Source organism: Parashewanella sp. 2304DJ23-3 (assembly GCF_056591695.1).
The window spans coordinates 382,979-395,425 of sequence record NZ_JBWQOH010000003.1 but is presented as its reverse complement, the minus strand read 5'-3'; the positions used below and the strand labels follow the sequence as shown (position 1 = coordinate 395,425).

The following is a 12,447-nucleotide window of genomic DNA, read 5'->3' as shown; positions in this document are numbered from 1 at the left end:
TAACATTTAAACAATAAATCAAAAGTTACTGAGGTGACCCATAACCAAAGTGATAATAAAGTTCGTGTTTAATATGAACTTCTGAATAAGAGTAGTATTACGACGTTTTTGTCCTTCTTATTTGTCTTTTTTGTCAGCTTCTGATTGTTTTTTTAGTTGGAGATAAGTGAATAAACCGCCTGCTACGATAAGCGGTAATATCCAAAAGAAGTGAACCAATTCAGAAGTAGGAGACTCATGATCATGTCCTGGGTGAGCAAACGCAGAAATTGATATTAAGCTAAACAAAATAAAAGCAAGTGCTCTGGTCATTATGGGTAGTTCCTTTAATTAATGTTTTGGGTCTGAGAAATCGAAATTTCAGGGTGACTATTTTTAAATTTCATGATGCTCTGCCAAGTTAAATTTAGAGCCTTAATGATAACTAGTCGTGTAGTGTTACTTTCGTCGCAATGATATAACTTTGTAAGGTAGTCATGAGGGATTTGTAGATATTCAAACGATTGAACCATTCGATGTTGGCGCTCATATAAGGTCGATAGATTATGACAGTTACAAATCCAAGCCATTAGCGTATCGGCACATTTGGGATTTTGTCGATACAGCATTGAAAGCTCATCAAATGACTTTAAATAGCACTCCTCAGCTTCACCCAGTTGGTGAGCATAAAAATATCGATTCCCTGAAGTTAAAAGCTGTTTCCAGTTAGAGTTCTTCATAAGCTTAAATGAGAATGATTATCGTTAATTTCAATTTAATGCTCATAATGAAAATTGTCAACAGTAATTTCTCAAGGTTTAAGAATCTCAATTTGAGAAGTTTAAATAAATGATATTGATGATGAATGAATGCGGGAGTACGGCGAGTACGAGAGCAATAGTTGACTTGAAAATATTGGAGTTAACAAAACACAATAGTTTAGTAAAGGACTGATTTAATAATAAAAATCAACAATAATAAGATGTTGTGATCAGCAACGTAAAAGGATAGTCTTCAATAAAATAATAAAACTCGATAAAAGATGTATCAGGAACAATTAAAATCACGGGATGAAGATCGAGGCTTTGACTTCATCTCCTCACAACAGCTAGATTCTGACGAATTTCTACACATATCAAAACTCAAGCATATGAAAAGGTCGCCTAAGCAGGGGTGTCTCATTTCATGCGAACTTCAGGGGTGTGGATACTAAGTGTTTAAGCACAAGAGAACTTTGACAATCCAAGGTCATGACGTTGTTTTCAAGTTTAATTGGTTATCAGGCTCATTGACGATTGAACATGGGAATAATCTTTTATTCAAGAAGTTTATCTGGAAACCATTCAGCAAGGTTAAAGTCGAGTTGTTCGAACAAGAGTTTATTGTCAAAGCCTTATTGGTGCCAATTAACAGTTTCTCGTTATTTACCTTGGATGGACGCCAAGTCTGCAGCAATATATTTCCCAAATTAAGGCGTTACAGTTTGATTACTTTCGTATTTGGCATGTTCAAACGTACAGGCTTATTGCTGGTGGCAGCATTTAGCTAAATGAATGAGGCAATAAATTCGATGGAGAGAATATGAAATATAAGTTCGCAATCAGCGCATTCGCACTTCTATTTTTTATCACCCTGATTTATTTTAACGCACCTTATTTGATAGATGTCTATATGGCAATTGGTGCAGTAGTTGCACTCGGTATTTATTATTTTTTTCAAAAAGTAGAGCTCAAAATGATAAAAAAACAATTCATGCTCAGAGCCTTAGATGTTTCAAAACAAGCGTTACCTAATTGTAAGCCTAACCCTCCTGTTGGCTGTGTATTAGTAAAAGAAGGAAAGGTTGTTTCTGAAGGGTACACTCAAGAGGTGGGTGGGAATCATGCTGAAGTTGAAGCTCTTTTGAACTATCCAAATGACATGAATGATGTCGTCGCCTATGTAACATTAGAACCATGCTCGTTTTTCGGAAGAACGCCGGCATGTACTGAAATGTTGATTAAGTCAGGCATTCAAAATATTGTCGTTGCAATCTTAGATCTAGATCCAAGGAATTCAGGTCGAGGCATTCAACAGTTAACAGACAATGGAATTAAGGTTGATATTGGAGTTTGTGAATTAGAAGTAAGTGAATTCTTAAAACCCTATTTAAATCAATAATGAGTGCTTCATAATTTAAAATAACAAAAACAAAGGACGTTAAAAATGAAACTGTCAGTTAGGACGATGTTTGCTCTTACTCTCTTTATACCAATTACTACTTCTGCACATGAACAGCCCGAAAAAAATACGACTTACTGGAAAAGTAATGGATATGGATTTGTTCTAAAAGATGATAGTAACAAGATCACTTTTTATGATGTCACCAAGAAGCATTGTTTGATAAATAAGAAAAAGTCAGAGTTCTATTCTCAATACAAAATTGAGCGCACCAATGAAAACCAAGCATTGTTTGAAATCGGAGCCGTACATAAACTTAGACTGAATAAAGTGAACCGCCTACCAAGGCGTTGCGTTAACCCAACAAAGAGGCAAGGTGATCAAGGATATAAGTTTAATGCAGTTCAAGTATTTGATATTTTTTGGCAAACATTTGACGAGCACTTTGCATTTAATCATTTGATAAACTGGGATTGGAGGAATGAATATAGTCAATGGAAAGCAAAGGTTCACTCCAACACTTCTGAACGCGAACTCTTAGCTATTTTGGACGACTTTCTTTTCAAACTCGATGATGGCCATGCATCCATTGAAGATCAAGACGGTGATAGAATCTCATATCATAACTCTCGAGATTTGGCTTTTTCTCAAAGAGCAGAGAAGGATTTTAACAATCAAACAGAACATAAGTCTTTGAGAGATTATCACGATTATCAACTTTCTAAATCGACTGAAAATACAGCGAAATATTTTGACTCTGCATTTACGGTACAAAAGTTAAGTTGGAACGTTTTATTTGCTAAGTTACCACGTCAAATATCCTATTTACGAATAGATGATATGTATGACTTTTCGAAAGAAGAAACCAATGATTCAGATATTGAATCTGTCGACAAGATGATGAATCGAATAATGCCTGTAATCAATAATTCAAAAGGGGTTGTTATAGATTTAAGGTGGAATGGTGGTGGCGAAGATTTAGTTTCTAAGCAATTTATGTCTTACTTTATTGATAAAAAGCTAGATTCAGGGAGTAAGAAATATAAATTATTAAACGGTTTTAGTCGTCAGAAGAAAATCTTTATCGAGCCCAACGAACAAAACCATTTCCTTGGTAATGTCGTCGTCTTAACCAGTCAAGTTACTTCAAGTGCCGCTGAGGCGTTTCTCTTATACATGAAAGCAAGAGGAAACGTTGCTTTTATTGGTGAAAACACAAATGGTATTTTAAGCGATATGCTTGTCAAAGAGTTACCAAACGGTTGGTCACTGACTTTATCGAACGAGCAATACTTTGATGTCGGAGGAAACATATTTGAGTTTGTTGGCATTCCAGTTTCAAAACACTTTGAATATTTTAATGCTGAAGACTTAGAAAAAGGCACCGACCCTGCGCTTGAAGAAGCGATGAAAATTCTAAATATACTTTAAATAGCCGGTTAAATGTTAAATGTTAAATGAACTCACCTTTTCAACATTGATAAGGTGAGTTCTGATTCCAGAGTGTGAGCTTTAGCGTGCAGAGCATTCTGTCATTTTATTAGTCGGCATTTCTTGTTTGTTCTTGAGCTCCATAACATCAATGTCCTCCATGAACGTAAAGAATTCCTCATCATCTTTAAGTTTTAAGAATAGATCTAACTCGAGTTCATCTTTTAAATAGTTTTTTGTCATACAAGAAGCTTTGATTTGGATTGTAAAAGTGCCTAATCCATCATCATGCTTTTGTTTGTATGCTTTAATTTTCTGTTGAGCCTGATACATGGCTTCAGCGTCATGTTTACTCAACTGTAAAACAGTAATCTGATCCTTGTCTTCTACTTCTTCTTTTAATTCAGTAGGAACTTTGTAGTTCGGATTAACTTGAACAAAAAACTCATGTTTTAAGGTAACGTTACTTTGTGGCGTTTTATATTCAAAGTGAATAACAACGTCGCCAGTTTGAATCGAGATCCCCTTAGGTGAGCCAACGGCAACAACGAGCTGTCGTGGATCTATATCTAATGGATTCATTGTCATCATTTTATAGATTGTGGACAGCGGAATATTACTGCAAGCTGAAAGCAGCATTGTGGAACAAGCTAAGAAAACGAGGATAATTTTCTTCATTAAATCTCCATATTTATTGTTATAAATTCCTAAAATTCAAATATCAGATTGATAAACATTAAATTAGTTCAACAGCATACGACGATTTATGGCTCGCCCATCGATTAATTAGGTCTACAAGTTCTAGAGGTTTTTCAAGTGGAAGCATATGGCCAGTTCCTGATGTTTTGATGGCTTTAATCTCCGGATTACAACTTGCTAACTCTGCCATCCATTCCTTGTTAACTAATGAGTCATCTTCGTTAAAGTAAAAGTAGGTAGGAAACTTGAATGCTTTAATATTCTCAGCTAGGTCGACTCTGTGTGTAGTGTATTTATAATGACTGATGAATGTCTTCTCACCAAGCTCTTCGTCCATCTCAGTAATTAAATCAATCAGCTTTTCGGTACAACGACTTGCATCAAGCAAGCTTGCTACTTTCTTGCGACTCATGCCGCTATAACCGTGCTGCTTTACGTAATTAAGTATCTGCTGGCGTTGTTTAAGTTCTTCGGTACTTAACTCACAAGGACTGTTAGAAATAATAAAAAGACGGTCAACGCACATAGGATATTTAGCCGCAAAATAGGCCGAAACATACCCGCCTAAAGAGAACCCGATGAGATTGATCGTTGGCTCTTGAATAGTTTCCTTAAAGTAGATAGCGATCTCATCAAAATCTTTATTTAATGGGATATCGAGATAGACGAGTTGATAATTTTCAATCAGATAGGGTGCAATTTCAGACCATAGTTTTTGGTTGCACATGGTTCCAGCAATAAGGTGTAGTTTGGGTTTCAAATTTTTATTCTCGACTACTTTGATGGTTAGATTGGCCAATATCATCACAGATCATATTTATATTTTGTTGTGTTAATCCAGCAGGTAAATCTTTCAATTTATTGATTGATATCTTTTCTCTGATAACGTCATTGCCACTAATAACGTTTTTTATCCAAGATTCAAAAAAAGAGACCCTAGAATAAACTTCAATGACTCCGTATTTACCAATACTGCCAGTTTTAACTCGAGAACTAATACCAAGGATGTAAGTTCGATTACCTTTTGTAAAGTAAGCGGGGCTTCCACTATCACCACTACCAGAAACACCTTCAAGAGGAAGCGCATTAATATTGCTATCGAACTTAAACGTTAAGAATGCATCATTGGCACTTTCAACGATATTTTGTGCCTTTCTCAAGGTTCCAGCGTTTTCATAATTATTAATTGTTTGCCCTGCAATCCCATTTCCAGTGCCACCAACTCCGATAAACCAAACTGCTTTACCTTGCTCATCATATTTGTTGTATATCGATACTGGTTCTATTTCGTCAATTGAATGTGATAATTCAAGTAAAGCGATATCGTGACTTTGTCCCGGTCGATAACCTTTATGAATGTATACTTGCTTGATAGGGACGAGTCGATGATTAATCGAGATATAGCGTCCCTTCTGCAAACAAAAAGTTGTATGTGCAGCAGTAAGTACCCAGTTAGGTCTAATCAAGGTACCGTGCGCACCATCCTTGTAGAACGTTGCCAGTGCCTTCAATTCACTGGGGTGTGCAAGGTACTTTTTATCAGCTATATCATGTCGAATGACAATTGCTTGAACACTTACATTGACAAGGCTTAAAATAATAAAAATCCATTTCATATTAATAAGATGTGTTTCATTAAATTGAACGTATCTTTACTCAAAACGACATGTCTATCAAGAAAAGTATGAATTTCACTCACTTAAACTGCTTTTGGTTATTTTCTTTTTAAATTAATGAGTTAATCGATTAGTATTATCTTGTTAATTTCAACAATTTTTTATGAAGTAATTAGACAGGGATTTTATGTCGAGTTTCAAAAAGTGGCTTGAGTCTATGGAGCCAGTCGAGCGTGGTGGTGTCATCACCTTAATCGTTATCGTTTTAGTCATTTCAATGTTTGGGCTAGGTATTCAGATTGGACAATTAGCGGGAAGGTATCTGCTTTGAGTTTATTAAATTAAATATTTTTGGAAACTTATATTGAACTGAATGCCATATTGCGTAAATTATCGCCGACAAACGAGAGGTATTAGCCAGAACACATAGTAATTGGCTAAAAATTTAAGAAAACACTAAAGGTGATTTTTTACGAAGTTAAAATAATATTCAGAGATATCAAATTATATTCTGTCGTTCGATGTATGAGGTTTAACCGAATTTATACTAATTTTATCCATATCCGAAGTGAGGAGTTTCCCGGCGTGCTCAATAAAATGCTGATTTCCACTTGTGTGATTTTAGTGACTATGAGTATTCAAAATATAGATGAAAGTTTGAATAAGTATTTTGATGAATGGAATTAACCTCTTTAAGCCATCAACCTTTATAGAAGGGGCAATTAAGGCAACTGCATTCTTAGTTTTGATTAACCTAGCATTCGTACCCGAATTTTTTCACAGAACTCTTAATACTGATTGAAGATAATTTTATAAAAGTAATAGTCTCTTAATTTTACTGAAATAATTGCAGTTTAATTAGGGGGAATACTGTTGACTTGTTAAATCATAATAAAAAATTAGCTAACGAATATGTGGTTTAGTCAGTACTCTGACTGATGCGCCCAAAAATTAATTTGGAAAAATAGATTTTATCTTATCCATTCCAATATATAACATGCCAGTTTTTTTACTGGCATGTTTGAAAAGGTTCCATATAAAAATAACTACATGTTTCCACCGAACATTGCTGAGGGGTCGCCCCTTGAAGGGATTGTGTAGTTAGATGTAAAGAACTTAACAATTTTTTCTTTAAAACTTTGTTTTACTTTATTGGGTCCACCATCGATTTCGTCCCCATCACTACTGACTCGACTAGAGGAGTTTATACTTGAATTGTATTCGTTAAGAAGGTCTTTTAATTCAAAGTGTTTGAATATGTTTTCAAGTTGTTTAGTTTCTTGTGAAATGACTTCTTGATCATAAACCTGAGTATCATCATCATCTGGACGCATGAACTTATATACCCAAGCGCTCTCTGCTTTGGTTAATCTGTAAGTATTTCCCTTTTCAGTTGTTATTTTTGAATTTTCAGAGTCTGCACCAAGTATTTCGCCTTTATCGATTGCTTGAGTTAGGTGTGCGAGGACCAGACCTGCCATTTTTCCGACATCGTTATTTTCTACTGACATATTTACTCCAAATTGAGTTAATTTGATTTAAAAATTAGGCTTACAGAAATAGAGGTTAGTCAGAGGTGATTTAAGAATAAGGTAGACTGCCTTTCAAAAGACTGAATACATTCAATTGAACTTATTAGGGATAACAAATTCTTGTGATACTGAGGAGTAAATTTCAGGCAATAAAAAAGACGTCCTTGGACGTCTTTTTTATTGAATCTGGCGGTGAAGGTGGGAGTCGAACCCACGATACGTTTCCGTATACACACTTTCCAGGCGTGCTCCTTCGGCCACTCGGACACTTCACCTTATTTATTTGTTATTTGAGATAGCTCAATAACGGAGCGCTACTTTAACGAAAGGCATTAATGCGGTCAAGAGAAAATAAGCTTTCATCAATTGATTGACCAAATGCTAGTCAGTGCAATAAGTTAGAAGGAAATATTGTATGTATTTACAGGTGTACTGTATTTGTATACAGTGGTGCTTTCAGTTAAGTAAATTCCACATCTTTTCTTAATTAAAAGGGACCATAATGAAGATAACAGGGACATTTGATGTAGCACTTGAGCCAATGGATACTTACGCAAAAGGCGTCGAGGGAAACAACCTTGGACGGATGTCTATCAATAAGAACTTTCATGGTGAGCTGTCTGCTGAGAGCAAAGGTGAAATGTTGTCTGCTATGACTTCTGTTAAAGGATCTGCGGGTTACGTTGCTATTGAACAAGTGGCTGGTAGTTTATCAGGGAAGTCTGGGCATTTTGTTTTACAACACTTTGGTATTATGGAAAGCGGCCAAGATAAGCTTATACTTGAAGTAGTGCCAAATTCAGGAACCGGTGATTTGACAGGGTTAACTGGGAAAATGAAGATTCGTATCGAAAATGGCCAGCATTACTATGATTTTGAATATTCAGGGGTTTAATACTAAAAGGAATTGAGCATGAGCCAACATGAAAAGTTGAACTACGTTGAGTTACCGTCACAAAATTTATCAGCAACAAAATCTTTTTTTAATTCCGTTTTTGATTGGGAATTTGTTGATTACGGTGATGAATACTCTGCATTTTCAAATCAAGGAATAGACGGTGGTTTTTATCAAGCAGAGCATGCTAATACCACTGAGGCTGGCGGTGCGTTATTAGTGTTTTATAGTGACGATATTCAAACGACACAAGATAAAGTGACGGCTAACGGTGGTGAAATTATTCGTCCTATTTTTGAATTCCCTGGTGGTTGCCGTTTTCACTTTACGGAACCAAGCGGAAATGAATTCGCTGTTTGGTCAGAAACATAGTAGTTCAAGCTGTTGGTTCATTATAAAGCCCTGAAAAGGGCTTTTTTGATCTTGTTTTTAACTTCAAATCGCTATCTAATTAAATGCATTAGGGAAATAATGATAATAAATAATGCAAAGTAGCTGGATTGCTGATAAAAAAGTTGATTGGATAAGGCACGAAATACATCATCAAGGCAAAGTTGAAGCTGTCGAGCCTAAGCTGTGTGCCGTTTTGAAAGTGTTGGTGAGCTGCCAAGGTGAGATCGTTAGCCAACAAGAATTATTGGACCGAGTTTGGCAAGGAACTTTTGTTGCAAACAATACGGTTCAAAGGTGTATTGCTCAACTTCGAAAGCTATTTGATGACTCCGCTAAGAAGCAATATGTCATAAAAACGCACCCTAAACTGGGATACAGCATTAATCCTGCGTGTCTAAACGCTACTGAACCTCTTCAGCCACCAATAGCAGATAAGAACGAAGAAGTTAACAAGAAAAAAAGTAAAGAAATTCGCCCGTTTATTTACTTAGCATTACTGTTTGTTTTTTTAGTGCCTATAGCTATCTTTTATTGGTTGGACGGCGCTGACTCTCCAACAAGTCATTCCAAGCAATATTTCTCTTCGATAGAACCCATTGATATCCAGATGTCAAAAATCTCATCGGTAACGGCCTCTGCTGATCTCAGTAAATTAGCTTATACAAAAAAGATCAGTAATGCGCATTGGCAGCTTATTATCAAAAACAGATTTAATGAGAGTGTGACGAGTTATCTTTTTGAAAGTGAATTACTGGGAAAGGTTTCATTCTCTTCTCCAACGACAGTGTTGCTTTCAAAGATCAAGTACTCCGGAACGCATAAATGCAGTGAAATTATTGAGTTTGATTTAATCAATAAACTTGAGTCGGTCCTCTTGGGTTGCACACAGTTTTTTAATCATTCAGCGGTCGTGTTTGATGACGAACACATGCTCTTCGAACAGCAAGATATACTGAGACAGTCTCAATTAATGCTGTGGAACAGTAAAACTCATAAGATGAAAACATTAACTTCGAGTAATGTATCTGACTGGGCTTTTAGCAAGAAGAAAAAAACACTGGTTTATGTTTCAACGCCTGACAATGAGATAGTAGAACTAAGGTTTACGAATGATCACCAGTTAGTTTTGAAGAGTAACTATGCAGTCCCTCATGATATTAATTCAGTTTCTTATACGCCAACCGAGCAGCTAATCGCAGCAAGTCATAACTCAATTTTCTTATTCAATGAAAGCGAAATTATTGAGCATCAACATCTTGATACTGGTGCCATCAGTCAAGTTTTACCGCTCAACGATGGAGCGGTTGTATTGTTGGTAAGCTCACCAACTCAGCAAATCATGTGGAAGCAAAGTGCTAAGACTGAAAAGGTAGGCACTCAATCATCTTATAATCATCATGCACGTTTAAAGCCTAATACTGAGTTTATGAGTTTCTTGAGTAATAAGTCTGGTTCTACACAGATTTGGTTGCGCAGAAGTGATAATGAATATCGGCTTACAAATCATCCTAGAGGAATTGATGATTATATCTGGAGTCTATCAGGCGACTCCTTGTTCTTTTTGGCTGATAACCATATTTGGAAAACCAACCTCATCTCTCCTCCAGAAAAACTCGATCTAACGTTTGATGTTAAACGTCTATTGCAGTTTACGTCTCAAAATCAAGTGTTAGTTTTGAATAGTGGAAAAGACGATAACTACCAGGTGAGAGAAGTAGACATAAGTCAACTCAGTGATGAGGTTGTGTATGAAGGTGATATCGAGTGGGCGCAGAAAATAGCACATACGCTGTTGTTTAATGATCGGGCTGGCAAAGTCTTTAGTTTAGATTTGAACTCCAGCTACATTCAGCCTTTTCAGCCTTATGAGCAATTTCGATTGCAAAGCGAAATGCTTGCGATTGATGACAGGTTTTATGTGCAAGATAAACAGTTTAACATCTGGCGCTTTAAGCCTAACCAACAGCCTGAAATCTACGACAGGTACACAGAAGAAACGCCATTTTTAACGGACTATATTCCGCAAACAAAGTCAAAAATGGCGAATGGTTTTCAAAGTAGCACGGATAAACTATTGTTGCTCAAAACCGCTAAGCTTTGAGTTTAAATAAACAATGGCTTCTTCATTTTTTTGTGACTCAGCTTGCTTGATAGCTGTCTTTAACATCGCCATTGCTTCGGATTGCATCGAAAAAGACTGAAAGGTGTCTGCTAAGCGCATTTTATAGTAAATATTGCCAGGCTTTCTTTTAATGAGTAGCTTAAATAAGCGGGTTGATCGCTTATCTTTTTGATGAGCAAAGTTTGCTGCAAGACTCTCTATTGCGGCATTGCTTGATACTGTTGCTCCGTATTTTTGAGTTAGATTTTGAAAGTAGTCGTCAATTGCATCAACTCCATTTTGTTTATATAAAGCAGCTAATTGACTCTGAGAAGGTGTTCTGTCAGAGAATAGTGCCGTTAACGCTTGCGTGAGTGATGTTACTGGTGGCTGCAAATAAAACTCATCATGGTTATCGATAAACGTCAGTGAGCTTTCTTGCTGCCTTGTTTGTAAGTGAGATTTAAGGTTTTGGAACAAAGGGGCGTTTTCTTCGAAACTGCCTAAAGAAACAAACAAAGATATGTTTTTATAATTAGCACCACCTTTAGGCGTTTTAAAACTGGCAACAAGTTTATTCTTATTAAGTACCAGAGCTGGACTCAGGCTAATATAGCTTTGAAATAATTCGGGTTGATGCTGGTAAACATAAAGTGGGAAGTTTCCATATGATGAAAACCCTTCAAGAATTCGAAATGGTTGAGTTCGATATTTGTCATTAATAAACGGGATAAGTGTTTTCTCAAGCCATTGGGTAGTCGCTTTATCAAACTTCCCAGAAGCACCGTCGTCTTTAAACATCTCGACGCCTTCATTAATCGTTGGGACGGTCACAATAATCAATTGTGGAATAGGGCTCCAATCTATGTGAGTGAGCCAATCCAACATTGGTGTCATCATATTTAATCGTCTAGCGCCTGCGGTAGTGTAGAGAACAGGGTAAGCTTTTTTCGACTCATCATATGCTTCAGGTAAGAATACTTTGACCGTTTCAGTAGCATTCGATGTGGGGAAATCGAATCTATGCTGGTGTTCAAGTGTTGAAGACAATCCATTCTTTAAAAAAATGGTTGAGAGTAAGAGGGTTAAAACCAGTTTGCTTGATGTGCTCATAGTTATTCCAAATGCAATTTAAAACAACACCATGTAATAGCTACATTTTTAATACTTGATATATTCCAGATAAAAAGCTGATTTTTTCCTGATGAAGCTCTGTTAGTCTCATCTAACTGATTGGAAAAACAGTGTTTACTTAGAAAACACTGTTTTAAATTGAATAGTGATTCAGGCTGTACTATTTTTGATAGGATAATTATCAAAATGGAGTTCAATCATGGATAGATTAAGCGCTGCAAAAGAAAAATTTCAACAACATTTAGAAACTTACAATAAAACCACTAAGTCAAAACCGCTTTCGATCACTGAACTCAATGAAACAGAGCTTGCAAAGCTTTTAGATAAAGTGACATTGAGAGAATCAATTGAACAACGCCGGACAGGCAAAACGACCAAAGCTAATTCAGACTTTAAAGCCAATATAGCCGACTTATTGCTGTTGCTTGATGGGTTCGATATTAAACAAAAGAAAGCCGCTGCAGCTGGTAAATTAGAAGAGGCTGAAGAGGTAGGATGATCCTTGGT

The 12,447-nt window shown here is 36.3% G+C and carries 15 protein-coding genes and 1 tRNA gene; 8 read left to right on the top strand and 8 right to left on the bottom strand.

Going from position 1 to position 12,447, the window contains the following annotated elements; translation table 11 throughout:
- Positions 1 to 117: 117 nt before the first annotated feature.
- A complete protein-coding gene (locus AC1EU2_RS09795) occupies positions 118 to 312 on the bottom strand; it encodes a hypothetical protein (protein WP_480298095.1) in 195 nt (64 codons plus the stop codon).
- Positions 313 to 326: 14 nt separating this feature from the next.
- Positions 327 to 719, bottom strand: coding sequence for a hypothetical protein (locus AC1EU2_RS09790; protein WP_480298094.1), 393 nt, complete (start codon positions 717 to 719; stop codon positions 327 to 329).
- A 473-nt stretch (positions 720 to 1,192) separates the two neighbouring features.
- Between AC1EU2_RS09790 and AC1EU2_RS09785 the strand changes: the two genes are divergently transcribed.
- From AC1EU2_RS09785 to AC1EU2_RS09775, 3 genes are read left to right on the top strand one after another with little or no spacing between them, the layout of a single operon-like run.
- Complete coding sequence (locus AC1EU2_RS09785; protein ID WP_480298093.1) at positions 1,193 to 1,528, top strand: hypothetical protein; 336 nt, start codon at positions 1,193 to 1,195, stop codon at positions 1,526 to 1,528.
- Positions 1,529 to 1,560: 32 nt separating this feature from the next.
- Complete coding sequence (locus tag AC1EU2_RS09780) at positions 1,561 to 2,139, top strand: bifunctional diaminohydroxyphosphoribosylaminopyrimidine deaminase/5-amino-6-(5-phosphoribosylamino)uracil reductase RibD (RefSeq protein WP_480298092.1); 579 nt, start codon at positions 1,561 to 1,563, stop codon at positions 2,137 to 2,139.
- A gap of 45 nt (positions 2,140 to 2,184) precedes the next feature.
- Complete coding sequence (locus AC1EU2_RS09775; RefSeq protein ID WP_480298091.1) at positions 2,185 to 3,570, top strand: S41 family peptidase; 1,386 nt, start codon at positions 2,185 to 2,187, stop codon at positions 3,568 to 3,570.
- Positions 3,571 to 3,651: 81 nt separating this feature from the next.
- Here AC1EU2_RS09775 and AC1EU2_RS09770 read toward each other — a convergent pair whose 3' ends face one another.
- The 3 genes from AC1EU2_RS09770 to AC1EU2_RS09760 are packed head-to-tail and all read right to left on the bottom strand — an operon-like array spanning position 3,652 to position 5,885.
- Entirely contained in the window at positions 3,652 to 4,248 is a 597-nt protein-coding gene (locus tag AC1EU2_RS09770) for a putative periplasmic lipoprotein (protein WP_480298090.1), read from the bottom strand.
- A 58-nt stretch (positions 4,249 to 4,306) separates the two neighbouring features.
- Positions 4,307 to 4,996 (bottom strand): alpha/beta fold hydrolase, encoded by a 690-nt coding sequence (locus AC1EU2_RS09765; protein ID WP_480298089.1) that lies wholly within the window; start codon positions 4,994 to 4,996, stop codon positions 4,307 to 4,309.
- Positions 4,997 to 5,033: 37 nt separating this feature from the next.
- Positions 5,034 to 5,885, bottom strand: coding sequence for a S1 family peptidase (locus AC1EU2_RS09760; protein ID WP_480298088.1), 852 nt, complete (start codon positions 5,883 to 5,885; stop codon positions 5,034 to 5,036).
- Between the two features lie 187 nt (positions 5,886 to 6,072).
- Between AC1EU2_RS09760 and AC1EU2_RS09755 the strand changes: the two genes are divergently transcribed.
- Positions 6,073 to 6,216, top strand: coding sequence for a hypothetical protein (locus AC1EU2_RS09755; RefSeq protein WP_480298087.1), 144 nt, complete (start codon positions 6,073 to 6,075; stop codon positions 6,214 to 6,216).
- Positions 6,217 to 6,931: 715 nt separating this feature from the next.
- Here the strand turns inward: AC1EU2_RS09755 and AC1EU2_RS09750 are convergent.
- Both AC1EU2_RS09750 and AC1EU2_RS09745 read right to left on the bottom strand, forming a co-directional pair.
- Positions 6,932 to 7,396, bottom strand: coding sequence for a hypothetical protein (locus tag AC1EU2_RS09750; RefSeq protein ID WP_480298086.1), 465 nt, complete (start codon positions 7,394 to 7,396; stop codon positions 6,932 to 6,934).
- 208 nt (positions 7,397 to 7,604) lie between these two features.
- Positions 7,605 to 7,692 (bottom strand) — tRNA-Ser (locus AC1EU2_RS09745).
- A 227-nt stretch (positions 7,693 to 7,919) separates the two neighbouring features.
- On the opposite strand from AC1EU2_RS09745, the gene AC1EU2_RS09740 reads away from it, so the two are divergent.
- The 3 genes from AC1EU2_RS09740 (at position 7,920) to AC1EU2_RS09730 (ending at position 10,806) form a co-directional block, all read left to right on the top strand.
- On the top strand, positions 7,920 to 8,312 hold the full coding sequence (locus AC1EU2_RS09740; RefSeq protein WP_480298085.1) for a DUF3224 domain-containing protein: 393 nt from the start codon (positions 7,920 to 7,922) through the stop codon (positions 8,310 to 8,312).
- A gap of 18 nt (positions 8,313 to 8,330) precedes the next feature.
- The gene (locus AC1EU2_RS09735; protein ID WP_480298084.1) at positions 8,331 to 8,684 is read left to right on the top strand and encodes a VOC family protein; all 354 of its coding nucleotides are present in this window, start codon (positions 8,331 to 8,333) and stop codon (positions 8,682 to 8,684) included.
- 112 nt (positions 8,685 to 8,796) lie between these two features.
- Positions 8,797 to 10,806, top strand: a complete 2,010-nt coding sequence (locus AC1EU2_RS09730; protein ID WP_480298083.1) for a winged helix-turn-helix domain-containing protein — start codon at positions 8,797 to 8,799, stop codon at positions 10,804 to 10,806.
- Here AC1EU2_RS09730 and AC1EU2_RS09725 read toward each other — a convergent pair.
- Positions 10,777 to 11,919 (bottom strand): alpha/beta hydrolase-fold protein, encoded by a 1,143-nt coding sequence (locus tag AC1EU2_RS09725; protein WP_480298082.1) that lies wholly within the window; start codon positions 11,917 to 11,919, stop codon positions 10,777 to 10,779. The two genes, AC1EU2_RS09730 and AC1EU2_RS09725, sit on opposite strands and share 30 nt — an antisense overlap.
- A gap of 220 nt (positions 11,920 to 12,139) precedes the next feature.
- Between AC1EU2_RS09725 and AC1EU2_RS09720 the strand changes: the two genes are divergently transcribed.
- The gene (locus AC1EU2_RS09720) at positions 12,140 to 12,439 is read left to right on the top strand and encodes a hypothetical protein (RefSeq protein WP_480298081.1); all 300 of its coding nucleotides are present in this window, start codon (positions 12,140 to 12,142) and stop codon (positions 12,437 to 12,439) included.
- The last annotated feature ends 8 nt before the right edge of the window (positions 12,440 to 12,447 follow it).